General features: G+C 38.2%; 24 protein-coding genes. 16 read left to right on the forward strand and 8 right to left on the reverse strand.

Translation table 11 applies throughout. The features are described 5' to 3' along the window. Positions 1-4 precede the first annotated feature (4 nt). Positions 5-322: a DUF3467 domain-containing protein gene (locus tag FORMB_RS10250; protein ID WP_069677361.1), complete on the forward strand. Its 318-nt coding sequence runs from the start codon at positions 5-7 to the stop codon at positions 320-322. Positions 323-560: 238 nt separating this feature from the next. Then, positions 561-809: an alpha/beta hydrolase family protein gene (locus tag FORMB_RS10255; RefSeq protein ID WP_335583336.1), complete on the forward strand. Its 249-nt coding sequence runs from the start codon at positions 561-563 to the stop codon at positions 807-809. A gap of 134 nt (positions 810-943) precedes the next feature. Here FORMB_RS10255 and FORMB_RS10260 read toward each other — a convergent pair whose 3' ends face one another. The 5 genes from FORMB_RS10260 to FORMB_RS10280 all read right to left on the reverse strand — a co-directional run bounded on the left by FORMB_RS10260 (position 944) and on the right by FORMB_RS10280 (position 5214). Beyond that, the gene (locus FORMB_RS10260; RefSeq protein WP_069677363.1) at positions 944-2530 is read right to left on the reverse strand and encodes a peptide chain release factor 3; all 1587 of its coding nucleotides are present in this window, start codon (positions 2528-2530) and stop codon (positions 944-946) included. Between the two features lie 145 nt (positions 2531-2675). After that, a complete protein-coding gene (locus tag FORMB_RS10265; protein WP_069677364.1) occupies positions 2676-3035 on the reverse strand; it encodes a helix-turn-helix domain-containing protein in 360 nt (119 codons plus the stop codon). 2 nt (positions 3036-3037) lie between these two features. Further along, positions 3038-3334, reverse strand: coding sequence for a type II toxin-antitoxin system HigB family toxin (locus FORMB_RS10270; protein ID WP_069677365.1), 297 nt, complete (start codon positions 3332-3334; stop codon positions 3038-3040). A gap of 111 nt (positions 3335-3445) precedes the next feature. Further along, a complete protein-coding gene (locus FORMB_RS10275) occupies positions 3446-4360 on the reverse strand; it encodes a bifunctional metallophosphatase/5'-nucleotidase (RefSeq protein WP_069677366.1) in 915 nt (304 codons plus the stop codon). A 95-nt stretch (positions 4361-4455) separates the two neighbouring features. Continuing rightward, entirely contained in the window at positions 4456-5214 is a 759-nt protein-coding gene (locus FORMB_RS10280; RefSeq protein WP_069677367.1) for a 5'-nucleotidase C-terminal domain-containing protein, read from the reverse strand. Positions 5215-5247: 33 nt separating this feature from the next. Between FORMB_RS10280 and FORMB_RS10285 the strand changes: the two genes are divergently transcribed. The 14 genes from FORMB_RS10285 (at position 5248) to FORMB_RS10350 (ending at position 22673) form a co-directional block, all read left to right on the forward strand. Next, complete coding sequence (locus tag FORMB_RS10285) at positions 5248-5766, forward strand: DUF6913 domain-containing protein (protein WP_069677368.1); 519 nt, start codon at positions 5248-5250, stop codon at positions 5764-5766. Position 5767: 1 nt separating this feature from the next. After that, on the forward strand, positions 5768-6643 hold the full coding sequence (dapA, locus tag FORMB_RS10290) for a 4-hydroxy-tetrahydrodipicolinate synthase (RefSeq protein WP_069677369.1): 876 nt from the start codon (positions 5768-5770) through the stop codon (positions 6641-6643). 114 nt (positions 6644-6757) lie between these two features. Then, positions 6758-7573, forward strand: a complete 816-nt coding sequence (locus FORMB_RS10295) for an outer membrane protein assembly factor BamD (RefSeq protein ID WP_069677370.1) — start codon at positions 6758-6760, stop codon at positions 7571-7573. 8 nt (positions 7574-7581) lie between these two features. Further along, entirely contained in the window at positions 7582-7914 is a 333-nt protein-coding gene (locus FORMB_RS10300) for a DNA-directed RNA polymerase subunit omega (protein ID WP_069677371.1), read from the forward strand. A 3-nt stretch (positions 7915-7917) separates the two neighbouring features. Then, on the forward strand, positions 7918-9129 hold the full coding sequence (gene coaBC, locus FORMB_RS10305; RefSeq protein ID WP_069677372.1) for a bifunctional phosphopantothenoylcysteine decarboxylase/phosphopantothenate--cysteine ligase CoaBC: 1212 nt from the start codon (positions 7918-7920) through the stop codon (positions 9127-9129). Then, the gene (locus FORMB_RS10310; protein WP_069677373.1) at positions 9122-10012 is read left to right on the forward strand and encodes a type IX secretion system protein PorD; all 891 of its coding nucleotides are present in this window, start codon (positions 9122-9124) and stop codon (positions 10010-10012) included. Before coaBC ends, FORMB_RS10310 begins: the two co-directional genes overlap by 8 nt. Before the next feature lie 68 nt (positions 10013-10080). Continuing rightward, positions 10081-11733: a DNA repair protein RecN gene (recN, locus tag FORMB_RS10315; protein ID WP_069677374.1), complete on the forward strand. Its 1653-nt coding sequence runs from the start codon at positions 10081-10083 to the stop codon at positions 11731-11733. 52 nt (positions 11734-11785) lie between these two features. Next, the gene (locus tag FORMB_RS10320) at positions 11786-12607 is read left to right on the forward strand and encodes an enoyl-ACP reductase FabI (protein WP_069677375.1); all 822 of its coding nucleotides are present in this window, start codon (positions 11786-11788) and stop codon (positions 12605-12607) included. A gap of 223 nt (positions 12608-12830) precedes the next feature. Further along, the gene (locus FORMB_RS10325) at positions 12831-17549 is read left to right on the forward strand and encodes a T9SS-dependent choice-of-anchor J family protein (RefSeq protein WP_069677376.1); all 4719 of its coding nucleotides are present in this window, start codon (positions 12831-12833) and stop codon (positions 17547-17549) included. Between the two features lie 208 nt (positions 17550-17757). Then, positions 17758-18768 (forward strand): glycosyltransferase, encoded by a 1011-nt coding sequence (locus tag FORMB_RS10330; RefSeq protein ID WP_069677377.1) that lies wholly within the window; start codon positions 17758-17760, stop codon positions 18766-18768. Next, positions 18765-19736: a CdaR family protein gene (locus FORMB_RS10335; protein WP_069677378.1), complete on the forward strand. Its 972-nt coding sequence runs from the start codon at positions 18765-18767 to the stop codon at positions 19734-19736. The genes FORMB_RS10330 and FORMB_RS10335 overlap by 4 nt, the downstream gene beginning before the upstream one ends. Beyond that, the gene (coaE, locus tag FORMB_RS10340; protein WP_069677379.1) at positions 19729-20325 is read left to right on the forward strand and encodes a dephospho-CoA kinase; all 597 of its coding nucleotides are present in this window, start codon (positions 19729-19731) and stop codon (positions 20323-20325) included. Before FORMB_RS10335 ends, coaE begins: the two co-directional genes overlap by 8 nt. A gap of 70 nt (positions 20326-20395) precedes the next feature. Further along, on the forward strand, positions 20396-21964 hold the full coding sequence (locus FORMB_RS10345; protein ID WP_069677380.1) for a sensor histidine kinase: 1569 nt from the start codon (positions 20396-20398) through the stop codon (positions 21962-21964). Between the two features lie 4 nt (positions 21965-21968). Next, entirely contained in the window at positions 21969-22673 is a 705-nt protein-coding gene (locus FORMB_RS10350) for a response regulator transcription factor (RefSeq protein WP_069677381.1), read from the forward strand. An 87-nt stretch (positions 22674-22760) separates the two neighbouring features. Here FORMB_RS10350 and miaA read toward each other — a convergent pair whose 3' ends face one another. The 3 genes from miaA to FORMB_RS10365 are packed head-to-tail and all read right to left on the reverse strand — an operon-like array spanning position 22761 to position 25894. Further along, entirely contained in the window at positions 22761-23678 is a 918-nt protein-coding gene (gene miaA, locus FORMB_RS10355) for a tRNA (adenosine(37)-N6)-dimethylallyltransferase MiaA (protein WP_231925537.1), read from the reverse strand. Beyond that, entirely contained in the window at positions 23668-24504 is an 837-nt protein-coding gene (locus FORMB_RS10360; RefSeq protein WP_069677383.1) for an ion transporter, read from the reverse strand. The genes miaA and FORMB_RS10360 overlap by 11 nt, the downstream gene beginning before the upstream one ends. 22 nt (positions 24505-24526) lie before the next feature. Continuing rightward, the gene (locus FORMB_RS10365; protein ID WP_069677384.1) at positions 24527-25894 is read right to left on the reverse strand and encodes an exonuclease domain-containing protein; all 1368 of its coding nucleotides are present in this window, start codon (positions 25892-25894) and stop codon (positions 24527-24529) included. Positions 25895-25898: the final 4 nt, after the last annotated feature.

Here is a 25898-nt window from a genome sequence, read left to right on the forward strand (position 1 = left end):
CCCTATGAACACTCCAAAAGACCCTTCGAAAAAAGGACAGATTAATATTGAGTTAGACGATACGGTAGCGGAAGGTACCTATTCAAACCTAGCGATTATCAACCATTCTGTTTCTGAATTTGTAGTGGATTTTGTGAGCATCATGCCTGGGACGCCAAAAAGCAAAGTGAAGTCACGTATTATACTGACGCCTCAACATGCAAAGCGTCTTGCAAAAGCCTTACATGAAAATGTAAAACGGTTTGAGCAAGCGCATGGCGAAATTAAAGATTATGAGCAACCTCCAGTCCCGCTTAATTTTGGGCCAACCGGACAAGCTTAGTTCTTATTACATATAAAAAAATCTCACTGAAAAGTGAGATTTTTTTTTGACTTATAGTTTCCCTAAATCTTGTTGCGAATGGGGACTAATACGCAACATAGTTCTGTAGCTAGCAAAGTCTAAAGTTCACCCCATTCTTTTTTATTAACAAGATAATAGTTATTTTCTAAAATGTAAATCTAAAGGCAAAGTCTCCTGATTTTGAGCGATCTTTTTTTAATACTCCGCTAAGTCGTTTATCAAGAGGTCTCCTTTGTATTGGTTCGATCAATTAAATGAACCCATGCTTGTTATTCACGGTTCAGATGATAAAAAAGTAAATATAGAACATTCCAAAAGGTTGATGGACAGCTTAGAAAAGTCACCAAATAAAATAACGCCTTTTTTTGTAGAAGGAGGGAATCATTCCCTGTCGAATTATACCCAAATAAGAAATGACACCATCGCCAACTGGTTTCATTATTATTTGAAAAGCAACAAAAATTGAAGCTGTTTGAAATTAAAAAAAAACTTGTCATTCTGAATTTATTTCAGAATCTTAAAGTATTAAAATCAATAATATAGAGAAGCTGAAACGAGTTCAACTTGACAAGAAAAGAATTTTTGAGACTGGCTTTCCCCCTAAAACTCAGACGTCAAATGGAATTTTATAGAAGGATATTTTTGTTCGGTCATTTGTAGCGAAAAGATTGAATCCGCAAAGAACACCAATTGCCCGTGTTTGTCAGTCGCTAAAAAGCGTTGCTTGACACGTTTAAATTCTACAAATTCTGGATGGTTCACACTCTCAGGTTCAATCCAACACGCTTTGTGTACATTCAAGTTTTCATAACTACACTTCGCACCATATTCATGCTCCAAACGGTATTGAATCACCTCATACTGGAGCGCACCCACAGTTCCAATCACCTTTCGACCATTCAAATCTAAGGTAAAAAGCTGAGCAACTCCTTCGTCCATCAACTGATCAATTCCTTTATACAACTGTTTAGACTTTAAAGGATCCGCATTGTTGATGTAGCGGAAATGCTCTGGTGAAAAACTAGGAACTCCTTTGTAGTTCAAAAATTCGCCTTCTGTCAGCGTATCCCCAATTTTGAAATTCCCCGTATCGTGCAAGCCAACAATATCCCCCGGATAGGAAATATCTACAATCTCTTTCTTTTCAGCAAAAAAGGCATTTGGACTCGAGAATTTTAATTTTTTATTATGACGTACATGAAGGTATGGTGTATTGCGCTTAAATTCTCCAGAAACAATTTTAATAAACGCTAAGCGATCTCGATGGTTAGGATCCATATTGGCATGTATTTTAAATACAAAGCCCGTAAATTTCTCCTCCTTAGGATCGACCAGTCGTTCTTCACTGTGTTTTGGACGGGGTTCTGGAGCGATGGATACAAAACAATCCAACAACTCACGAACTCCAAAATTATTCAATGCCGAACCAAAAAACACCGGTTGTAAATCGCCATTCAAATAATCCTCTTTATTAAAATCTGGATAAATACCTTCCACCAATTCCAACTCCTCCCGAAGGGTTTCTGCGGCGGTATCTCCAATAATCGTATTTAAAGCAGGATCAGAGACATCAGAAATTTTAATTGTTTCTTCAATATCCCGTTTACTATCTCCCGTAAATAAATTGATGTTTTTTTCCCAAATATTATAAATACCTTTAAAATCATACCCCATCCCAATAGGGAAACTTAGGGGCACCACTTTAAGGCCTAATTTTTGTTCAATCTCATCTAATAAATCAAACGCATCTTTTCCTTCACGGTCCATTTTATTGATAAAAACGATGATGGGAATGTTCCGCATTCGACACACTTTCACTAATTTTTCGGTTTGTTCCTCAACTCCCTTGGCAACATCAATTACTACAATCACACTGTCCACAGCGGTCAGGGTTCTAAACGTATCTTCTGCAAAATCCTTGTGACCAGGCGTGTCCAAAATATTAATTTTGATGCCATTGTATTCAAATGCCAAAACAGAAGTTGCCACCGAAATTCCACGCTGGCGTTCAATTTCCATAAAGTCACTCGTAGCGCCTTTTTTAATTTTGTTGCTCTTAACGGCACCCGCTTCTTGAATCGCCCCTCCAAAAAGAAGTAGTTTTTCAGTCAGGGTTGTTTTTCCCGCATCGGGATGCGAGACAATACCAAAAGTACGGCGGCGTTCAATTTCACTTAAAAAAGACATAAAAAGATAATTTTGGCAAAGATACCATTATTCCCTAAAAAATAGAGTAGGGCACTCTAAAGATATAAGGAGCTCCCATAAAAATTCTACAGCATAAAAAAAGGCACAAAATGAATTATACCCTTTTAATGGAATCTTTTTAAAATTAAACGCCTAACACAATAGAAGCCTCTATCCCTAATTTTTTACTGATGGTTCTAGCGACTTTCAAAGTAGGCTCACTTTTTCCTGTCAGATATTCACTGACTCTTGAGGTACTGACTCCTAAAAGTTCTGATAACAATTTTTGATTTAAACCTCTTTCGGTCATTCGTAATTTGACGACTTCTGTAAGCGACGGTTTTTTTACGGGATAATTCTCTTCTTCGTAGGCAGCAACAAGGTCGGACAATAAATTAAGTTCTAAATATCCTTTAGCATTTTGATTTTCGATGTTGTCAGAAACCAGTAATAGCTCTTCTACACGCTCTAAAATGGCTTTATATTGTGGTTCAGTATGTATCATCTTTATATAGTTTTAATATCCTTAATTTTATCATTTGCTGCGTGTGTACCAATAAAACGGATATACACCTTTTGAGCATTAAATGATATGATTGCAATTAACCTATAAGCGTTTCCTTTAACGTTAAACACATATCTATGATTTCCTACATAATCTACGCTATTAAAGTCATTCTTAATATCTGTAAGATTTTGCCAAGATTTTGCTGTTATTGTATGATACCAAACATTTAAAGGTGCTTGTGTATCTGGATGTTTTGTCGCAAATTCTTGGATTCGTTTGTAGGTCACAATACGCATGAGCTCCTTTTTTAAACAATACAAAGATAGTATTAAATTTTGTTTTTCAAAATAATATCACAAAAAACAAAATAATTTTACACAAAAAACAGATACTTAATCAGGCTGTACCTAAACCGTTAACGTATCACTTTCACTCCCTTTAAGCGTTTTAGCATCAAAATAAAAATCTATTTTCCCGAGGTAGAGTCCATAACATCCCACTTGATTGACAAGCACAGATTTCCCAACCGCATTGGTTTCTACAGTGGGTTTGTCTAAAAAAGTATGGGTGTGACCACCAATAATCAAATCGATGTCTTGAGTTGCTTTGGCCAATTTTATATCCGATATTTTAGAAGGTGATTTTTTATATTCGTAACCAAGGTGCGACAGGCAAATGATTAAATCACAAGCTTCCTCAGTCTTTAAAATACGGCTCATATCTTGAGCAATTTCAATCGGGTCTAAATAGTTAGTTTCTTTATAAGCTTCTTTATTGACCAGTCCATCAAGTTCAATCCCCAATCCAAAAACGCCAATTTTAATTCCATCTTTTACAAACGTTTTATAAGGTTTGACATGCGTATCCATCACCGTATTTGAGAAATCGTAATTCGCAGAAATGAAATCAAATTTTGCGTGTGGAAGTTGTGCGTAAAGCCCGTTAATTCCATTGTCAAAATCATGATTACCGATGGTTGCAACATCGTACTTTAACATACTCATCAGTTTGAATTCGAGTTCGCCTCCATAAAAGTTAAAATAGGGAGTCCCTTGAAAAATATCTCCAGCATCCAAAAGTAAGGTATTTGGATTTTCGTTTCTTAAGTTTTCCACAAGCGTTGCACGTCGAGCAACGCCCCCTTTGTTCGCGTTTCGTCCGTCGTTGGGACCAAAAGCCTCAATATGACTGTGCACATCATTCGTGTGAAGAATGGTGATTTTGGTCGCTTTCGCTTCTGAACAAGATGCCAATCCCAAACCACTTAAAGATATAAATGCTGTGGAAGCAGCTGTTTTTTGAATAAAATTTCTACGTTTCATGCGTCTATAGTTATTTGTTTTTTAACGGTCACATGTGTTCGCAATAGATCATTCTCTTAGGAGATTCTATTTTTAACATGCTCGTTTCATGTGTGTTAATTTTCAAGCTTTATAAATCGTAGGTCTTTTTTAGGATTGAGGGTATCGTACTTTGTGAAATAATCAATGAGGACATTTCGGATTTTATAATTCATATCATAGAGGGTGTCACTTTTTTTTAAGAAATCCATGCGATCGCCTCCATTGTATAAATAATCGTTGGTCGCTACATAGTAAGTTTTTTCGAGGTCTACTGGGTTGCCGTCGACTAAAATTTTACGATAGTTATTACCTGCATTTAACACCAATTCAAGTCCAGAAATGGGATGGGCTTTATTAAATTCTTTCAGGTAAGTGGTCATTTCCATAATGACAGACCCTTTCAGCGGTACCACCACCACACTATTTTCAAACGGCATCAGACTGTAAGCGGATTTTGTAGTGACTTCTCCTTTGGGTAAAATAGATCGAATCCCACCGTGATTCAACAGCACAATGTCGAGGTCATAGCCCGTACGACTTTTAAGTATGGGAGCAGAAAGTTCAAAAACAGCATCTGCCATTAGATTTCCAATGGCGGTGTTGTAGTCACCATCATTTTTAGAATACGTGTCCACAGCATAACTGAGTACCTCATTCATGGATTTGTCCAGATTTATTTTATAAGGATCAATAACCGCCTCAATGGCTTTGTCAGACGGCATCTCTTTAGAAATGGAAATATTTTCACCTTTGGTATTTACAAGTTGTTTTGAATTATCACAAGATAAAAACAAGGAAAGAATCCCAATAATTTGAACGCATTTATACATCATTTATGTTACATTTGTAGTTGACAATAAAGGTAAATGTTTTTCAAACAATTTCGAACGCTATCGCTTCAAAAAAATATCACTTTAATTCTTAAATCTCGAATCAAGAATTTTCAAAGTGGTAAAGTCAATTCTATTGGTGTTATTTTTGATTACGATGCGTACTATGACTATGATTTTTTTCGAAATCTCATTAAAGATTTAGGGGTTATGGACACTAAAGTTCGCTTTATTGCCAAGGTTGATTTGGAAAAAAACAAGCCAAACAGCTGGGATTCCTTTTTTAGTTTAGATAATTTTGATTGGTTAGGACGCCCCAAAAGTGTTGAGATTGAAGAATTTGTAGAACAGCCATTTGATGTGTTGATTAGCTATTACAAGACCAATCAATTAGAGCTTAATTTGGTCACAGCACGTTCCAAAGCAAATTTCAAAATTGGGATTACCAACGAAGATTCGCGTTTACACGATTTAACCATTGACGTTGAGCCCGCAGATACAGATATTTTTAAGATAGAATTAATTAAATATTTAACCCAACTAAATAGGTTGTAAAATGAATGCATTCATTGGGACTGGAGTTGCCCTTATCACTCCATTTAAAGCAGATTTAAGTATCGACCACCAAGCCTTAGCAGCGGTTGTAGAATTTAACATCTCAAACGGTGTTAATTATCTAGTCATTAGTGGAACCACAGGAGAAAGTGCGACCATCACGGCGAAAGAGAAAAAAGAAATTTCAGCGACAATTATCAAAGCGAACAAAGGCCGTGTGCCTTTGGTCATCGGAATTGGTGGAAACAACACAGCAGCAGTGGTCGAGGAATTACAGTCCACAGATCTTTCCCCGTTTGCAGCCATTTTGTCCGTAGCGCCTTACTACAGCAAACCCACTCAAGAAGGGTTTTATCAGCATTTTAAAGCCATCGCAGAAGCATCCAAAATACCAGTAGTTTTGTACAATGTGCCAGGCCGAACGGCTAAAAATATGGAAGCCTCCACAATTTTGCGACTCGCCACTGACTTCAAATCCATTGTTGCGGTGAAAGAAGCCGGAAATAATAGGGAACAATATTTAGAACTCATAAAAAATAAACCAGCCGATTTCTTAGTGATTTCTGGCGATGATGATTTAGTGCTAGGCGTGACCTTAGCAGGAGGTTCTGGAGTCATTTCAGTGATTGGACAAGCCTTTCCAAAAGAATTCTCTCAGATGATTCAATGGGGATTAGAAGGGAATACGGAAGATTCTCGTAAGCTAGAAGCTCGTTTAATGCCGATCATCAATTTGATATTTGAAGAAAACAATCCAGCAGGCATCAAAGCAGTCTTCAAAAAAATGGGGTATTGTGAGGACGCCGTGCGTTTGCCGCTTGTCCCTGCAACCGAAGCCTTACAGTCAAAAATAGCAGCCTTTATAGCACAGTTTTAGTTAAATATTACTTAAACCCTTAGTATGGAAAATGAAACCTATTAATTTAGCTAAAATAATAGTTTTTTAAATCCGTTATAAATCCGTAATTTTGCCCACATTCTTAAAATATTTATGAAGAATTTTATATACATCTTAATTATAGCATTTTCATTGAACTCCTGTAGTGAATACCAGAAGGTTTTGAAAAATGAAGACATTGCTGCTAAGTTTAAATTAGGTACTGAGCTTTTTGAAGAAGGCAAGTTTGCCAAAGCAAACCGCCTATTCGTGCAAATTGTTCCTAAATACAGAGGGAAACCACAAGCGCAGAAGTTGATGTATATGTACTGTAAAACCTACTACGAAACTAGAGATTATTACACGGCCAACTACCAGATGGAACGCTTTGTAAATGCATATCCAAAAAGCGAAAAAATTCAAGAAATAGCTTTTTTAGCAGCCAAAAGTTACTACAAACTTTCGCCACTGTTTTCTAAAGATCAAACCGAAACCGTCGAAGCGGTAGATAAACTTCAAATGTTTATCAACACCTATCCTTTATCGGAGTACTTGGATCAAGCCAGTACCTTGGTAAGAGAACTAGATTATAAACTAGAAAAAAAAGCATTTAACATTGCTTTGCAATACAACCAGACAGGGCCGTATCACAGAGATTATAATTCTGCAATCACCGCCTTAGATAATTTCCTCATTGAATTTCCAGGCTCCTCTTTCAAAGAACAGGCCATGTATTATAAATTTGATTCCGCCTATGAATTGGCTATGAATAGTGTGGAATGGAAACAACCGGAGCGTGTTGAAAAAGCATTGACTTTTTACAATTCTCTGTTATATGTGTTTCCGGAGACCCAAAACAATGAAGACATTCAGAAGATGCTCGAAGCCTTAAAATCAATTCAAACTAATTCACCAACGACTAAAAGTTAATATTCATTATGGACTTAAAAAAAGTAAATGCACCCGTTAATACAGAAACTTACGATCGAAATAAAGTAGATGCGCCAACGCAAAATATCTACGAAGCGATTTCTGTAATTTCTCGTAGAGCAGAGCAAATCAACACCGACATCAGAAGAGAGTTGATTGACAAGCTTGAAGAATTTGCAACTTTTAACGATAGCTTAGAAGAAGTGTTTGAAAACAAAGAACAAATTGAAGTCTCTAAGTTTTACGAGCGTCTTCCAAAGCCACACGCTTTAGCCGTTCAAGAATGGTTAAACGACAAAATCTACTACCGTAGTGTAGAAGAAGATTCTGAAGAAAAATAAAAGATGTCTATTTTACGCGGTAAACATATTCTTTTAGGAATTACTGCCGGTATTGCTGCGTACAAAACAGCATCCCTTGTAAGATTATTTATCAAAGCTGGTGCCGACGTCAAAGTCATAATGACGCCAGCTGCGAAAGATTTTATTACTCCGCTTACGCTTTCAACCCTTTCTAAAAACCCAGTCATTTCTTCGTTTACTGAAGAAACTGATGAGAATGCGGTGTGGAACAACCACGTCGATTTGGGATTGTGGGCAGACTTATTTATTGTCGCGCCAGTCACGGCAAACACCCTTTCTAAAATGGCAGCCGGAAGCAGCGATAATTTTCTGGTAGCGACTTATCTTTCTGCCAAATGTCCTGTCTATTTTGCACCCGCCATGGATTTGGACATGTACAAACATCCTTCCACAAAAGCTTCTTTAGAAACCCTTCAATCTTTTGGAAACATCATGATTCCAGCAACCGCAGGCGAATTGGCAAGTGGCTTGGTTGGAGAAGGAAGAATGGCAGAGCCAGAAGCCATTGTAAACCATATAGAGTCTCATATTTTAGAAACAATGCCCTTGTACGGAAAAACCGTATTGGTCACTGCAGGCCCTACCTATGAAGCCATCGACCCCGTTCGTTTTATTGGAAACCATTCTAGCGGACTCATGGGATTTGAAATTGCCAACCACGCGGCACAACTAGGAGCAGAGGTCATTTACATTACGGGGCCCACACATTACAAAACTGACCATTCTCGCATCAAAACCATTCCCGTTGTGAGTGCAGAGGAAATGTACACACAAGTACATGCCAATTTTCAATCTGTTGACATCGCAATCTTGTCTGCAGCAGTCGCCGATTATAAACCAAAAACGACCGCCACTTCCAAAATAAAAAAGGCCTCCCCAACGTTATCCTTAGAATTAGAAAAAACAAAAGATATTTTGGCATCGCTAGGAGCTATCAAATCCCACCAACTTCTTGTCGGTTTCGCATTAGAAACCAATGATGAGGTTGCCAATGCGATAAAAAAGCTAAAATCTAAAAATTTAGATTTAATTGTGTTAAATTCGTTAAATGATGCAGGTGCCGGATTTGGAGGAACCACCAATAAAGTCACCCTTATCGATAAAAATTTAGTCCAAACAGAATTCCCTCTAAAATCAAAAGCTGAAGTTGCTATTGATATTATGAATGAACTTTTAAAACAATTCAATGCGTAGATTAATTCTTTTAGTTGCTATTTTCACTTCGATGTATGGAAGTTCGCAAGAGCTGAATTGCACGGTCGTTGTCAATGCACAGCAAACAGGTAATGAGAATGTTCAGGTGTTTAAAACCCTAGAGAAACAACTCAATGAATTTGTAAACAACACCCGTTGGACTGATAAAACCTTCAAACCCCAAGAGCACATTGAGTGCAGCATGGTCATTACCGTTCAAGATTACCAATCGGATACCTTTCAAGCGTCTATTCAAATTCAGTCCGCACGCCCAGTGCATAACGCGTCTTATGCCAGTTCGGTTTACAATTTCAATGACAAAGATTTTACATTCAAGTATTTAGAATATCAGAATCTAAATTTCAGTGCCAATCAATTTGAATCCAATCTAGTCTCAGTCATCGCATTTCATGTCTATATGATTTTAGGAATGGATGCCGACACCTTTGAGCTCAATGGCGGCGATGAATATTACAAACAAGCCCGTGATATTGTCAGCTACTCACAGCAAACCAACTCTAAAGGTTGGGCGCCACCATCGGGAGGCGATCAAACCCGAAATGTATTAATCACCAACATCTTATCGCCAACCTTCAAAGAATTTCGTTCCGTCTTGTTTGACTACCACTTAAAAGGGATGGATTTGATGGCAGACAATGTAAAAGACGGCAAGACAGCAGTTGCGACCGCCTTGTCTCAATTGGAAAACTTACACAACAGACGTCCAAACTCCTTTTTGCTTCGTGTCTTTTTTGATGCAAAAGCAGATGAGATTTCAGATGTCTTTTCAGATGGACCTGCTGTGAACATTGCAAATTTAGTTTCAACACTTTCCAGAATTGCACCCATGTATTCTAGGAAATGGCGAAATATAAAATTTTAAAGTTTTTCGATTTCATTTCAAATTAGTTTCATAGATAGTTTATCTTGTTCCTAAAATAAATAAAAACCTTGCTTTCAGAACTCACCATAAAAAATTACGCTCTAATTGACACCCTTCAGGTTCAATTTGATTCTGGTTTTACCAGCATCACGGGGGAGACAGGCGCGGGTAAATCTATTTTATTAGGCGGTTTGGCATTGGTACTTGGAAAGCGTGCCGATTTATCAAACATCAATGACCCCACTCAAAAATGTATAATTGAAGCAACATTCAATATTGAGAATTTTAACCTCCAACCCTTTTTTGAGGAGCAGGATCTCGATTTTGAATCTCATACTATCTTGCGAAGAGAGATTTTACCTTCTGGAAAATCCAGGGCATTTGTAAACGACTCACCAGTAAACCTTGCAATTTTAGCCGAACTCGGTGGGCAATTGATAGACATCCATTCGCAACAACAAACTCAGGAATTGACCAATGATGATTTTCAATTTCAAATCATTGATGCCTTGGCAAAAAATAGCACAGCGGTGGAGACCTACCAACAGTTGTTGAAATCTTACAAAGCAACCCAAAAACAACTCAGGGAATTAAGCGAATCCAAATTACAATCTGAAAAAGAACAAGACTACCAGTCTTTTTTATTAAACGAATTAACCGAAGCAAAGCTTCAAGGCATCCATTTAGAAGCCTTAGAACTCGAATACAATACCTTGAACAATGTGGAGTCCATTCAAACCGAACTCGCTTTGGCCAATCAAATTATAAGTACCGAAGATTTAGGCGTCGCCTCCAATCTGAGAACCCTCAAACAAGTAGTTCATAAACTCTCCGAAATTTCATCTGTTTACAGTTCGTTATCCGAACGCATTGAAAGTGTTGCGATTGAATTGGACGATGTGTTCAGTGAGATAGAATCCGAACAAACCAAGCTAGAAGTCAACCCCACACGACTGAGTGAAATTGATGCGATGCTTCAAGTCATACATAACTTGTTTACGAAACACAATGTAAACTCTGTAGAAGCACTTATAGATATAGAAACTGATTTATCCACCCAATTAGACACTTTAGCCTCTTTGGACGACACCATATCCACCCTTGAAAACACACTGGAATCACTGGTTAAAAAACTAGACAAACAAGCTGCAACTATACACAAACAACGGCAACAGGTATTACCAGATTTAATCCATCAGTTAGAAACCATTCTGACGGATTTGGGAATGCCCAATGCGCGTTTTAAATTATTGTTAAATCCATCCGAAACCTATTTGTATAACGGAAAAGATCAGTTAGAATTTTTATTCACCGCCAACAAAGGAGGGCAGTTTTTACCCCTTAAAAAAGCAGCGTCTGGAGGTGAGCTTTCTCGAATTATGTTGGCAATCAAATCCGTCTTATCTAAATACCAGCAATTGCCAACCATTATGTTTGATGAAATTGACACCGGTGTTTCAGGTGAAATTGCCCACAAAATGGGGGACATCATGAATCAGATGAGTGCCTATATGCAAGTCTTTTCAATTACCCACCTCCCACAAATTGCAGCCAAAGGGCAGTCGCATTTTAAAGTTTTTAAGCAAGACACACAAAACACAACAGTGACGTCTCTTAAAAAACTAACAACACAGGAGCGTGTCGAAGAAATTGCGCAAATGCTAGGCGGCAAAGAATTATCTGCATCCGCAATCGCACATGCAAATCAGTTATTGAATTAATGTTATATTTGCCCCAGAAATTAAATAAATATCGATACTTAAATATATAATTATGTCTTACAATTTACTAAAAGGAAAACGCGGAATTATTTTTGGAGCTTTAGATCCCAATTCAATTGCATGGATCACAGCCGAACGTGTTCATGAAGAAGGCGGTACCTTTGTATTGTCCAACGCACCGATCGCAATGCGAATGGGGCAGATTGACGAATTGGCCAAAAAAACAGGCTCGCAAGTGATTGCAGCAGATGCTACTTCTGTTGAAGATTTAGAAAATTTAGTACAACAAGCTACGGAGATTTTAGGCGGCAAGCTCGATTTTGTATTGCACTCTATTGGGATGTCTGTCAATGTAAGAAAAGGCCGTGCCTATACCGATCAAAAATACGATTGGACTCAAAAAGGAACCGATGTTTCTGCGATGTCTTTTCACAAAGTGATGCAAACGCTTTACAAGCACGATGCGATGAACGAATGGGGGAGTATTGTAGCGCTTACCTATATGGCAGCACAACGCGTGTTTCCGGATTATAACGACATGGCAGATAACAAAGCCTATTTAGAAAGTATTGCCAGAAGTTTCGGATACTTTTTTGGACGCGACAAAAACGTGCGTGTCAATACCATCTCACAATCGCCAACACCCACCACTGCCGGTAAAGGAGTGAAAGGATTTGATGGCTTTATTGCTTATGCCGATAAAATGTCGCCTTTAGGAAATGCAACCGCTCTGGATTGTGCTAATTATACTGTTTCGTTGTTTAGTGATTTAACCAAACGTGTCACACTTCAAAACCTATTTAACGATGGTGGTTTTAGCAATATGGGTGTCAGTGACGCCGTCATGGATACCTTTACGGAAGACGATGCATAAACACTAATTACCATATACACTTTAAACCCATAGCTAAGCTATGGGTTTTTTTTATTTCAGCCCTAGATATTAGGGATCTCATAATTTTTTAAAGACTTTATTGTGTTATAGTGAGTTGTTTGTCATCATAATTTAACCGTTCATCGGATTTATATTGTTTAATTTTTTAAGTTAAATACTAAACAATATATTAGAACTTTAATTAACCAATTTAAATTTTATTATGAAAAAGATTTACTATTTATTATTAACACTTGCGATTTCTTCGCTGTCTTTTGGGCAAGTTGAAGTTTTTAATTTAGCAGGTGGTGGTGCATTTCCAGACGGATGGACCGCAACAAACAATGTAGCAACCAATGATATTGACAAAGGTTCTTACTTTTTGTTAGATTCCGGAGGCCCATCTGATATTATTGTATCAGCGGTCTATGATCTAAGTGCATACAGTTCTGCTGAATTCAGTTTGGACGTAGCCACTTTTGGTTCGGGAGATAACAATTCGGCTACCATCGAATTTTCTTATGATGGAGGTACTACTTACACTTCATCTGGAACCACAGCTGTTCCGACTTCATCTTCTTACATAGCTGGAGGAACCTTTACGGTAACGCCTTCCGCTCAAGTGGTGATTAAATTGACGAACACAGGAGTTGCTGGAAGAGGAAATAGATTAAAGAACTTAATTCTGACTGGAGTGTCATCTCCATCAGCACCTGTAACAAATGCACCAACCCCTGATGCACGTGAAGCAGGAGATGTCATCTCTATTTATAGTGATGCATACTCAAACATTACTGTCTCTGATTTCAATCCAAATTGGGGTCAGACAGGATTCACTACGGTTGATATAGCTTACGATCCAACAGGAGAAGGAAACAACTCCGTTATAGCATACACAAACTTCAATTACCAAGGAACTGAATTTGATGCTCAAGATGCATCTTCAATGGAGTATTTGCATGTTGATGTTTGGACAGCGACCGCTGGAGCAGTTTTACAGGTTACACCAATAAACAGTGGTACAGGAGCTGCCGAGGTTCTAACAACTGTTACTTTAGTCGATGCAGGTTGGAGCAGTGTAGATCTTCCAAAAGCATCATTTACAGGGATGATCTGGGACAGTGTTTTACAATTAAAATTTGATGGACAAACAGGGACAAACCCTTCAGATGTCTATATCGATAATATATACTTCTGGAAAGCAGCAGTAGCGCCTTTAACAGCGCCTGTAACAAATGCACCAACCCCTGATGCACGTGAAGCAGGAGATGTCATCTCTATTTATAGTGATGCATACTCAAACATTACTGTCTCTGATTTCAATCCAAATTGGGGTCAGACAGGATTCACTACGGTTGATATAGCTTACGATCCAACAGGAGAAGGAAACAACACCGTTATAGCATACACAAACTTCAATTACCAAGGAACTGAATTTGATGCTCAAGATGCATCTTCAATGGAGTATTTGCATGTTGATGTTTGGACAGCGACCGCTGGAGCAGTTTTACAGGTTACACCAATAAACAATGGTACAGGAGTTGCCGAGGTTCTAACAACTGTTACTTTAGTCGATGCAGGTTGGAGCAGTGTAGATCTTCCAAAAGCATCATTTACAGGGATGATCTGGGACAGTGTTTTACAATTAAAATTTGATGGACAAACAGGGACAAACCCTTCAGATGTCTATATCGATAATATATACTTCTGGAAAACAGCAGATACAACTGCACCAGTTATAGAGCTAATAGGTGCTAATCCACAGGAATTAGCAGTAGGCGATGCTTACGTTGAATTAAATGCTACAGCAACAGATGATACGGATGATGATACAGCTTTGTCAGCCGCTATTTTAATAGACGCAACAGCAGTAGATACAGCAACAGCTGGATCTTACTCAGTGACCTATAATGTATCGGATGCCGCCGGAAACGCAGCAACCGAAGTTGTAAGAACCGTAACCGTTGAAGCGGCTGGGGCTTGTGATGGAGCTACGGCGTTGACGATTGGCACACAACAATGTGGCAATACTAACGAGTTTGGAGACCTATTTGATGACAGTGTGTGTCTAGGTAATTATGACGGTGGAGATGACTATATATTTTCTTACACTGCTACAAATACAGGGGATAAGTTAGATTTAACGATTACTGGACAACTTGGATATACAGGTTTTGCAATGTCTCAGGGATGTCCTGAAGGGGGTGCTGGTACTTGTGTAGGAGTACAAACGAGTTCTGGTTCAGGGGCTTTAAATTTTGAATCGGATGCCTTAATAGCTGGTGAAGTTTATTACATTCAAATCTCAACGTATCCTTTTCCACAATCCACCGATTTTTGTTTAGATGCTGTTTTAGTTCCTGCTCCTTCGTGTTTTGTACCTACTGATTTAGAGGTCGCTGCAGTTACTGTAACATCAGCAAACCTAACTTGGACTGTAAGTGCTTCAAACGAATCAGCATGGAATATTGAATATGGTGCTGATGGTTTTACACAAGGTGATGGTTCAGGAACTACGGTTGCCGTAACAGCAAATCCGTATGCGTTTACTGCACTAACAGCAAACACCAGTTATGATGTTTATTTACAAGCCAATTGTGGTGCTGGTGATACAAGTGTATGGGTGGGGCCTTTAAGCTTTACAACGTTATGTGCTACTGAAATACCAGATTACACACAAGGGTTTGATCCTTATACAGGAATTTGTTGGACAGAAGCAACAGGACCTATTGCAGGGCCAACTGCAGGTACAACAAGTTCTATTTGGTTTCAAGATGAATTTGCAAATACAGATGCTTTAGGGCAATCTGCGGGAATCAATATATACGGTACGGGAGATGAATCTTGGTTGATCTCACCGACTTTTGACTTAAGTTCAGGAGGCTATGAAGTAAACTTAGATGTTGCGTTAACGGATTACGCAGCAGCAACGTTATCAGAAACAATTCGTGCTGATGATGCTGTATATGTAATGCAATCAATTGATGGAGGTACTACGTGGACTACTATTTATACATGGGATGCTAATAACTCACCATCAAATACAGGAGATAATGTTACAATAGATGTTTCTACAGTAACAAGTGTAACCGTTCAATTTGCAGTATTTGCACTTGAAGGAAGTACTTCTGGAGGTGATTTAGACTTCTTTATCGATAATTTTGCAGTAAGAACACCACCATCTTGTTTTGCGCCAGCCGCTAACTCTATGGCAGCCTCTCTTATCACGACTACATCAGCAAATTTGAGCTGGACAGCGGGAGCTACAGAAGCAGCTTGGAACATAGAATATGGCGCTACAGGCTTCGCTCTAGGCGCAGGAACTACGGTTGCTGTAACAGCAAATTCTTACGCACTTATGGGGCTCACAGCCAATACGAGCTACGATTTTTATGTACAAGCCGACTGTGGAGGAAATGGAACGAGTGCATGGGTAGGGCCTTTTACCTTTACAACCCTTTGTGATGCGGTAACAACATTCCCATGGACTGAGGATTTTGAAGGGATTACAACACCAAGCTTACCATCCTGTTGGTCTGAAAACGATAACAATGCTGATACCGATTTTTGGAAAACATATGATACTTACGGAGTTGCTAGTAGCAATGCGGCAGGTATGTATACAGATTATAATATCGATGGTTCTTGGTCTGGCCCAGGTACTAATAATGATGACTATTTAATACTCCCTCAATTTGCGTTAACAGGAAATGAGCGTTTAAAATTTAGTGTGAGATCTAGATCTTCTGGAGAGCCAAATGACTATAAAGTTGTACTGTCAACTTCTAGTAATGACCCAACAGATTTTACGACAGATCTAATGGCTTTAACAGTATCGACTGCAACCCATACAGAACAGGTAATCGATTTAAGTGCCTATTCTGGGAATGTTTACATTGCAATTCATGTTCCAGCTGATGGTCTTGATGGTTATTATTTATACGTTGATGATTTCACTGTTGAAGCGATTCCATCCTGTTTAGAAGTTACCGATTTAGCAGTAACCAACCTCACGACTACATCAGCAGATTTGAGCTGGACAGCGGGAGCTACAGAAACAGCTTGGAACCTAGAATATGGCGCTACAGGCTTTGTACAAGGCGCTGGAACTACGGTTGCTGTAACAGCAAATTCTTACGCACTCACGGGGCTCGCAGCCAATACAAGCTATGACGTCTATGTGCAAGCGGATTGCGGTGCTGGAGATACCAGTACATGGGTAGGGCCAATAACTATTTTTACAGGGTATTGTGTACCCTCATCATCTAGTTCTTCTACTTTTATCGATAGTGTAACTTCAACTGGAGCATTTTCAGATTTGAATAATGGTGCTGATGGATACTCTGAGACTGGTTATGCCAATTACTTTAGTACGTATGCTATACAATCTTTAGCAGGAGCTTCGTTTGATTTAACTGCAACTATTGTTGGAGGAACAGCTGGATTTGCAGTGTGGATTGATTATAATAATGATTTAACATTTGACTCAACTGAAGTTGTTTTCAATACCACAAGTTATGCAAATGGACCGTTTACGGCAACAATAGCATTACCGGAAACACTTGCAGATGGTGATTATAGAATGCGACTAATGGTTGATTATAATGATTCAAACCCTAATGATGATGCTTGTGCTTTCAATGGTACGAGAGCAGAAGCTGAAGATTATAAAATCACTATAGATTCTTCTTTAGGAATGGATACCGTATCAAAATCTAACTTCACCTATTTCCCGAACCCAGTAAACAATGTATTGTCTATCAAAGCGCAAGCAAGTATTGACAGTATTACCGTTTACAATATGTTAGGGCAAACGGTTGTGAGATCGACACCAAACACTACGACAACTACTGTTGACATGTCTGGATTACAGACAGGTGCTTACTTTGTTCAAGTAGCCATCAACAACAGTATAGAAACTGTACGAGTGATTAAAAATTAAATTAGATTTCATTATCTATAAGAGAGGGTCTAAAAAGTAAATATATCTGTCATTCTGAATTTATTTCAGAATCTAAAATTATTGAAATTCAATAACAATGAGAAGCTGAAACGAGTTCAGCTTGACAATAAAAAGACTTTTTAGCCCCTCTCTTTTTTATACAACAACAACTCACTTCAATTCAAACACTTTGTGTAACTTTGTGTCTATGATTGCAAGTGATTTTTCATTTATCATTCCTGTTTTTAACCGACCTGAAGAAATTAGAGAACTTCTTGAAAGTTTTTGTGCCTTAGAATCGCCCAAGACGTTTGAAATTGTCATCATTGAAGACGGCTCTACTTTAGACTCTAAACTCATTGTCGATCATTTTCAAGACCGTCTTAAAATCAGCTATTACGCCAAAGAAAACACAGGGCCTGGACATTCCAGAAACTACGGTATGGAACGCGCTAAAGGCCGTTATTTTATTATTTTAGATTCGGATTGCATTCTCCCACCACCATATCTAGAAGCCGTTATTTCTAAATTAAACACCCAGTATGTAGATGGATTTGGAGGGCCAGATGCTGCCAAAGACACTTTTACAGACCTCCAAAAAGCCATTAATTTCTCGATGACTTCTTATATGACTACCGGAGGTATTCGTGGCGGTAAAATCCCCGTTGACAATTACGAACCCCGAAGTTTTAATATGGGAATTTCTAAAGAAGCCTTTCAAGCCACAGGCGGTTTTGGACGCATACACCCTGGAGAAGACCCTGATTTGTCCATCCGACTCAAAGAAATGGGCTACCACCTTCATCTCATCCCCGAAGCGTTTGTGTTTCATAAACGCCGCATATCCCTAGAAAGTTTTTACACACAAGTCAATAAATTTGGGCAAGCCCGCCCCATTCTCAATAAATGGCACCCCCAATCCAAACGGTTGACCTATTGGTTTCCAACATTGTTCACTCTCGGTTTTGTGGTAAGCAGCCTATTTGCTCTCATTGGTTTTTATGGGTTTCTGATCATGTATGCACTCTATTTTTTAGCAGCTATGATCGGCGCTTTTCGTGCCACTAACAACATCATAGTCGCCTTTTTAGTACTGCCCGCCATTGCCATTCAGTTTTTTGGCTATGGGTTTGGATTTCTCAAAGCCACCCTAAAGTTGGGGCTTTCGAGAAAAGATGAAACCCTCCTGTTTCCTAATTTATTTTTCAGAGCCCAATGATCAAAAAAATTAAACATATAAAATCCAATTTAGTGCAAGGCAAACGTTTGAACGTATTTGTGTTGTTTCTATTTTTGTCGTTTTTGATTTCATTACTCTCAAAATTGTCAAACACCTATACCCAAACACTTCAATTTGAGCTGCAGCCCACACAGCTAAAATCGAACGAAGTACTGGTTTCAAAGGATGCTAAAACAATCAACGTCACCATTTCAGGCAAAGGATTTGCGCTCCTAAAATACTATATAGAAACTCCAACTATTGACGTTGATTTCTCGGAATTAAACAAAAACAAAGCCCATTATTTCTGGACAGAACGCAGCCAGCTTGAAAAAATCATCAATCATTTTGATTCAAAAATCACGGTAAAATCGATCAACCCCGACACCCTTTTATTTCCCTACGACCGACAGTTTATTAAAAAAATTCCCGTAGAAGTTTTGGTAAACGCAAGTTTTGCAGTCGGATTTGATTTGGTCAACCCCTTTCGTGCGGTTCCCGATTCAATTACCCTTATGGGACCTGAATCTCTCGTAAAAACAATTTCATCCATTAAAACAAAACCCCTAGATTTAACAGATGTCAACGCCAATATTGATAGGGTAGTAGCTTTGGATATTCCCACCACTTCAGATCAGCTCAGCTATTCTGAGCAAACCGTTTCAGTAAGAGGAGAGGTTGAGAAATTTACAGAAGGCAGCGTCAATGTACCCGTCACCATTGTGAATGTACCGGACAATCTTACACTTAATTTTTTCCCCAAAGAAATAACCGTCATATTCTATGCGTCTCTCAAAGCTTATAACAGCATTGATGCCAGAGATTTTTCTGTTGAATGTGATTTTAATACCTTAACGGCCGAAAATAGTTATCTAAATCCTGTGTTGGTCAAGCAACCTACAACAGTGAAAACGGCTGCATTAAAAGGCACTGAATTTGAATATGTAATCACGCCAAAAAATGACTAAAATTGTAGGACTTACCGGCGGTATTGGCAGTGGGAAAACCACCGTGGCTCAAATGTTTAAAGCTTTGGGTGTTCCTGTTTACAATGCAGACGACGAAGCGAAAGCCTTGATGCAAAGCTCTGAAATCCTAAAACGAGAATTGATACAATTACTCGGGGTTAACTGTTATCAAAACGAACAGTTGAACCGTTCTTTTATTGCTTCTAAAGTATTTGCGGATAAAGCGTTGTTAGAAAAAATAAACGCCATCGTTCACCCAAAAGTAGCGGCTCATTTTGAAGCCTGGCATGCCAAACAAAACACTCCTTATGTAATCAAAGAAGTCGCCATCCTTTTTGAAACGGGATCTCAACATCTTTTTGATTTTATTCTGACGGTCACAGCTCCTGTGGAAACACGCATCCAACGGGTGATGGATAGAGATCAAAAAACAAAATCGGATGTCGAATTGGTGATTAAAAACCAATTATCGGAGGATGAAAAAATAAATCAATCACATTTTGTGATTTTTAATAACACAATTTTAGAAACACAGCGGAAAGTGCAAGAAATTCACAATGAAATTCTAAAATTGATTGAGAATTCCTAAAAATTTAACATTCGTGTTAACTTGAGGTTAAAAGAAATTTTAACATAATTTAAAACCTTAATTTTGGCTGATGAATAAAAAATTGTTCACTTTATTGGTCATTCTGATGAGTTTATCACTTATCGGAATTATTTTTGTCCAAGCCTATTATATCAATAATTCGCTTGAAACAAAAGAAGAACAATTTACGTTCAACGTAAAAAAGGCTTTGACTTATACCACCAACCAAGTGGCAGACATTGAGTATAAAAAATATGTCAAGGCACTCAATAAAATTATTTCTGAAGGAAAAGAGCCGGACACTACTGCCATTCGTAATATCACCGTTTACAAGCAGGACAACAACACCAATCAAATTATTATCTACAATACCGGAATTCTCGAAGAGAACTTTAAAGTGCCCTCACTTATTGATCTCAATGTCGACAGTTTAGGTTTGAGTAGTTTTAGAGGAAAAACGACCACCAAAATTTATGAAAATAATGTTTTTGGAGGGGATCTCATCTCGACCACAGAGGAGTCTTTTGAGAAAGTTCTGAATATGGACAAATTACAAAAAGCTACTTTTGAATCGCAATACAAATCAGAAATCAAAAACACTCCAATCCATCAACGTGTTTCGCCTTATGGAATTCAAAAATTATTAGTCAAAAAGTTAAGAGAAGACAACATCGGTATTGGTTTTGAATTTGCAATTTTTCACAATGACCTTGGCACTAAAATTCAATCTAAAAATTTTGACCAATCTTTGGCTCCTACCATTGGCGCCCCTATTTTTTTAGATGATAATGACGAGAGTGATTTTAAACTTTACATCAATTTTCCTGAACGTAAAAAATTCATTATTTCTTCAATTATTGGGGTCACATTGTTATCGGTATTATTTACCTTGATTATCATTATTGCTTATACCAGTGCTTTGTACCAACTGATCAAACAGCGTAAAATTTCGCAAATGAAATCTGATTTCATTAACAATATGACGCACGAATTTAAAACACCCATCGCTACCATCAATCTAGCGTTGGATGCCATTAGAAACCCACAAATCATTAACGATCAAGAAAAGGTGAAACGCTACCTTCGAATGATTAAGGAAGAAAATAAGCGTATGAATGCGCAGGTTGAAAATGTATTACGAATTTCTCAGCTTCAGAAAAAGCAACTCAATATTAGCAAAGACCGTCTAAAATTACACGATTTAATAGAAGATGCCGTAACGCATGTGGAGCTCATTGTAGAAGATCGGAAAGGCTATATCAAAACACATTTCAAGGCTGCTAAATCGTCTATATTGGCGAATGAAACCTACTTTACGAATGTGATCGTAAACATATTAGACAATGCCATAAAATACTCCCCAGAGGCACCTAAAATTGATGTCTTCACTGAAAATGTAGGGAACAACATTTTGTTGAGTGTCAAAGATCAGGGGATGGGAATGAATAAAGCCGTACAAAAACGTATATTTGAAGAGTTCTATAGAGAATATACGGGCAATGTGCACAACGTTAAAGGCCATGGATTGGGCTTAGCAAATGTCAAACGAATTGTAGAAAATCATCAAGGAACCGTTTCTGTCGAAAGTGAAAAAGGCAGAGGAAGTACCTTCACTATAAAATTACCATTAATCGCATAATATCATGGAAGAAAGTTTAAAAAAAATATTACTAGTCGAAGACGATCCAAATTTCGGAACCGTCCTAAAAGAATATCTGACTCTCAATGGTTATGAAGTTGTTCATGCCAAAAATGGAATGGAAGGCTTTGAGAAATTCAAAAAAACAGATTACCATTTATGTATTTTAGATGTGATGATGCCCTATAAAGATGGGTTTACCCTCGCCAAAGAAATACGTGAAAAAAACACAGAAATTCCAATCATTTTCCTCACCGCCAAAGCGCTGAAAGAAGATGTTTTAAAAGGTTATAAAGTGGGTGCAGATGATTACCTGAACAAGCCTTTTGACAGTGAAGTTCTTTTGATGAAAATCAAAGCGATCATCCAACGAAAAACCGTGGATACGCTCGCAGATAGCAAACAATTTGAATTTACTATTGGCGAATTCAGTCTGAACTCTAAGTTGAGATTCTTAAGCCATAAAGGTGAAAAACCAGCTAAGTTATCACCCAAAGAAAATGAATTGCTTCGCTTGTTAATTTTACACGAAGACGATTTGATGCCTCGCGAAATTGCGTTGACAAAAATATGGAGAGATGATAATTATTTCACATCGCGAAGTATGGACGTTTACATTGCCAAATTAAGAAAGTATTTGAAGCTCGATCCGAAAGTAGAAATCCTCAATATTCACGGGGAAGGTTTTCGATTGGTGGTCAATAAATAACAGTTTAAAGAGGGGATCTTAAAAGTAAGTAAAGCTGTCATTCTGAATTTATTTCAGAATCTAAAAGCATTGCAAATCAATAACTTTTTAGATCTCTTTTTTTAGCTCTTTATCTAAGTAATCTATAATATCTTGCAACTCGGTATCGTATTCAAACCACTGCGTTTCGGGGTACTTTTGGAACCATGTCATCTGACGTTTGGCAAATCGTCTCGTGTTTTTCTTAATTTCTGAAATCGCAAAATCAAGCGTCCACTGTCCGTCAAAATAATGAAACAATTCTTTATACCCCACAGTATTGAGTGCGTTTAAGTCTCTGTGTTCAAACACTGTTTTGGCTTCTTCCAACAAACCGTTTTCGATCATTTGATCGACCCGATTGTTAATCCGTTCATAAATCAAGGGGCGTTCTGCTTTTAAACCAATTAAAATCGTTTTAAAATTTCTTTGTCCTTTATTTTTGTTTAAAAAAGACGCATAAGGCTTTCCTGTGCCTCTACAAATTTCAAGCGCTCGAATGACCCGATGCGGATTTTGGAGTGCAATGGTTCCGTAGCTTTTAGGGTCCAGTCGCTTTAATTCCTCTTGAAGAACCTCCAACCCTTTTGATTCCAATTCCGAGTTGAGTTCTGCTCTAATTTCCGGTGTAATATCAGGGAATTCGTCAAAGCCTTTAAGCACGGCATTGACATACAATCCAGAGCCGCCAACCATCACCACAACAGCGTTGGATGCATGTAGTAATTCAAGTTTTTCAAGGGCCTCTTTTTCAAAAGCACCCACACTATATGACTCTTCAATCGATTTGTGATGGATAAAATGATGGGGTGCAACCGCTAATTCGTCAGGAGTCGGTGCTGCTGTTCCAATGGGAATTTCTTTGTAAAACTGACGTGAATCTGCCGAAATAATGTCTGTATTGAACTGCGAAGCCAGCTTCAAACTAAGGGCTGTTTTGCCGATGCCTGTAGGGCCTACAATCGAAATAAGATACTTATTCATCATGAATTTTATAACCACATTTGTGGCAGTATTCGGCATCGTCTTGGTGGTAGGTTTCGTTACAGTTTGAACAAGCCTGTGTATTGTGTGGAATCAGTTTTTCTTCTGTTTTGGTCATTTCTGAGGTCACGATCCCCGTAGGAATTGCTATAATTCCATATCCTAAAATCATGATTAAAGAGGCGATAAACTGCCCCAAAGCGGTAATAGGAGCAATGTCTCCATAACCAACTGTGGTCAGTGTGACAACCGCCCAATAGACGCTGCGCGGAATGCTTGAGAAACCACTGTCTTGTTCGCTTTCTACCAAGTACATCACGGTGCCTAAAATGACACATAGCACGATGACAAACGAAAGAAACACCGCTATTTTTACCCGACTTCGCTTCAGGGCTTTTCCGAAATTAGCAGTTTCACCAATGAAACGGGTAAGCTTTAAAATTCTAAATACTCGCATCAATCGCAAGGCTCTTAAAGCGATCAAAGAGTGCGTGCCTACAAAAAATAGAGAAAGATATTTAGGAATGGTTGAGAGTAAGTCGATGATGCCATAAAAACTAAAAATATAGGCTCTCGGTTTTTTAACAATGATGATACGAACGATGTATTCCAAACTAAATAAAATCGTAATGACCCATTCTGAAGTGTTCAGAATTGCTGAATATTCAGCCTCAATACTTTCGACACTTTCGAGCATCACTAGCAAGATGCTAATGAGAATGACAATTAAAAGAAGAACATCAAATAATTTACCTGCTGGAGTGTCCGCTTCATAAATAATTTCATGAACCTTTTCTCTCCAACTTTTTGATTGATTTGATTTAGACATATTTCAAAAATACTAAAAAAGTTTAGTCTTGAAGTTTAATTATTTTTAATCTTTTGTGACGGCGCATAAAACTTTGAATGATATGCTGCGCATCTTTATTGTGTTCCATCGGAGTTAAAATCGATTTTAACACCGCGGTCGTATGAATTTGAAAGTTTAAATTATAGTAGGCATATCCTCTAAAAACACCGTTTTCAATCAGGATTGCACTGCGTTCATCCACTTCACGACCATCATCGATGAGAATCATGTTTTGATCCTTAAAGGTATGGGATTCAATAAGGTTTAACACTCTTTTATTGTAAGCCTCGGCGGGCTCTTCTGAAATACAGGCGCCAGCACAACTTTTAATATCGTATCCAAAACAGGAATTGGCAGTTTTATAGAGCCCACAAAGTTTTTGACACAATTGATTTTGTTCTACAATTTTAGTCATAAAACTTTTTCCACTGTCATGATTTGAGAAGGTGGTGATGGGTTTTTGATTCCCTTTTATTTTCTCTACTTTTAAATTGATATAGCCCTCAGCATCTCTAAAACTAAACAATCCATGGGTAAAAATGGTACGTCGAAGTGCCCGATTGAATTTGGGCTTGTTGCGTTTTATTTCTTCACTTTCTTTGAGCAAGGCAACCAATTCACTGCCCGTTTCATCATAAGTAACTGTGGCGACTGCGAGCTGAATTTTTTTTGATTTCGGTGTCTGGCCTGTAAAATGCTGATTGATTCTACTTTTAATATTTTTACTTTTGCCAATATATACAATCTCACCATCGGCTTGATGCACATAATACACGCCAGTAACGGATGGTAATTTAGAAATGATATCGGTTAATTTCGGTTCCATCTGATGTTTTGGATCCAGACGAATGGCGGCTTTGATAATAGTTTTCTCAACATCCTTGTCCAGTAGCATCTTAAACAGTTTGACGGTTGCTGTTGCATCGCCCGCAGCACGGTGCCGATCGCTCACGGGAATGCCTAAAGACCGCACGAGTTTTCCCAAGCTGTAGGAGGGAAGGTCAGGAATTAGTTGTTTAGAAAGCTCAACCGTACATAAATTTTCGCGTTCAAAATCAAAACCAAGACGTCTAAACTCCGTCTTTAAAATTCGATAATCAAACTGGGCATTGTGAGCGACCAAAATACAATCCTTAGTAATTTCTACAATCCGTTTGGCAACTTCGTAAAACTTGGGAGCAGAGCGCAGCATTTTACTGTTGATTCCCGTCAGATTCACCACAAACGGTTGGATGTCGCGTTCGGGGTTCACAAGGCTGATAAATTGATCTACAATTTTATGACCGTCAAATTTATAGATGGCAATTTCCGTAATGCCTTCTTCATTAAATTTTCCTCCGGTGGTTTCTATGTCTAAGACTACGTAGATAGTG

This window comes from Formosa sp. Hel1_33_131 (assembly GCF_001735745.1).
Lineage (GTDB): Bacteria > Bacteroidota > Bacteroidia > Flavobacteriales > Flavobacteriaceae > Hel1-33-131.

Bases quoted from the DNA above. Each gene is read 5' to 3' on its own strand.
- FORMB_RS10270 (WP_069677365.1), bottom strand. From the start codon at position 3,334: ATGCGTATTGTGACCTACAAACGAATCCAAGAATTTGCGACAAAACAT.
- FORMB_RS10260 (WP_069677363.1), bottom strand. From the start codon at position 2,530: ATGTCTTTTTTAAGTGAAATTGAACGCCGCCGTACTTTTGGTATTGTC.
- FORMB_RS10275 (WP_069677366.1), bottom strand. From the start codon at position 4,360: ATGAAACGTAGAAATTTTATTCAAAAAACAGCTGCTTCCACAGCATTT.
- FORMB_RS10295 (WP_069677370.1), top strand. From the start codon at position 6,758: ATGAAGAATTTTATATACATCTTAATTATAGCATTTTCATTGAACTCC.
- FORMB_RS10265 (WP_069677364.1), bottom strand. From the start codon at position 3,035: ATGATACATACTGAACCACAATATAAAGCCATTTTAGAGCGTGTAGAA.
- FORMB_RS10250 (WP_069677361.1), top strand. From the start codon at position 5: ATGAACACTCCAAAAGACCCTTCGAAAAAAGGACAGATTAATATTGAG.
- miaA (WP_231925537.1), bottom strand. From the start codon at position 23,678: ATGATGAATAAGTATCTTATTTCGATTGTAGGCCCTACAGGCATCGGC.
- FORMB_RS10330 (WP_069677377.1), top strand. From the start codon at position 17,758: ATGATTGCAAGTGATTTTTCATTTATCATTCCTGTTTTTAACCGACCT.
- coaBC (WP_069677372.1), top strand. From the start codon at position 7,918: ATGTCTATTTTACGCGGTAAACATATTCTTTTAGGAATTACTGCCGGT.
- FORMB_RS10360 (WP_069677383.1), bottom strand. From the start codon at position 24,504: ATGTCTAAATCAAATCAATCAAAAAGTTGGAGAGAAAAGGTTCATGAA.
- FORMB_RS10285 (WP_069677368.1), top strand. From the start codon at position 5,248: ATGTTTTTCAAACAATTTCGAACGCTATCGCTTCAAAAAAATATCACT.
- FORMB_RS10280 (WP_069677367.1), bottom strand. From the start codon at position 5,214: ATGATGTATAAATGCGTTCAAATTATTGGGATTCTTTCCTTGTTTTTA.
- FORMB_RS10320 (WP_069677375.1), top strand. From the start codon at position 11,786: ATGTCTTACAATTTACTAAAAGGAAAACGCGGAATTATTTTTGGAGCT.
- FORMB_RS10350 (WP_069677381.1), top strand. From the start codon at position 21,969: ATGGAAGAAAGTTTAAAAAAAATATTACTAGTCGAAGACGATCCAAAT.
- dapA (WP_069677369.1), top strand. From the start codon at position 5,768: ATGAATGCATTCATTGGGACTGGAGTTGCCCTTATCACTCCATTTAAA.
- FORMB_RS10300 (WP_069677371.1), top strand. From the start codon at position 7,582: ATGGACTTAAAAAAAGTAAATGCACCCGTTAATACAGAAACTTACGAT.
- coaE (WP_069677379.1), top strand. From the start codon at position 19,729: ATGACTAAAATTGTAGGACTTACCGGCGGTATTGGCAGTGGGAAAACC.
- FORMB_RS10310 (WP_069677373.1), top strand. From the start codon at position 9,122: ATGCGTAGATTAATTCTTTTAGTTGCTATTTTCACTTCGATGTATGGA.
- FORMB_RS10335 (WP_069677378.1), top strand. From the start codon at position 18,765: ATGATCAAAAAAATTAAACATATAAAATCCAATTTAGTGCAAGGCAAA.
- FORMB_RS10325 (WP_069677376.1), top strand. From the start codon at position 12,831: ATGAAAAAGATTTACTATTTATTATTAACACTTGCGATTTCTTCGCTG.
- FORMB_RS10345 (WP_069677380.1), top strand. From the start codon at position 20,396: ATGAATAAAAAATTGTTCACTTTATTGGTCATTCTGATGAGTTTATCA.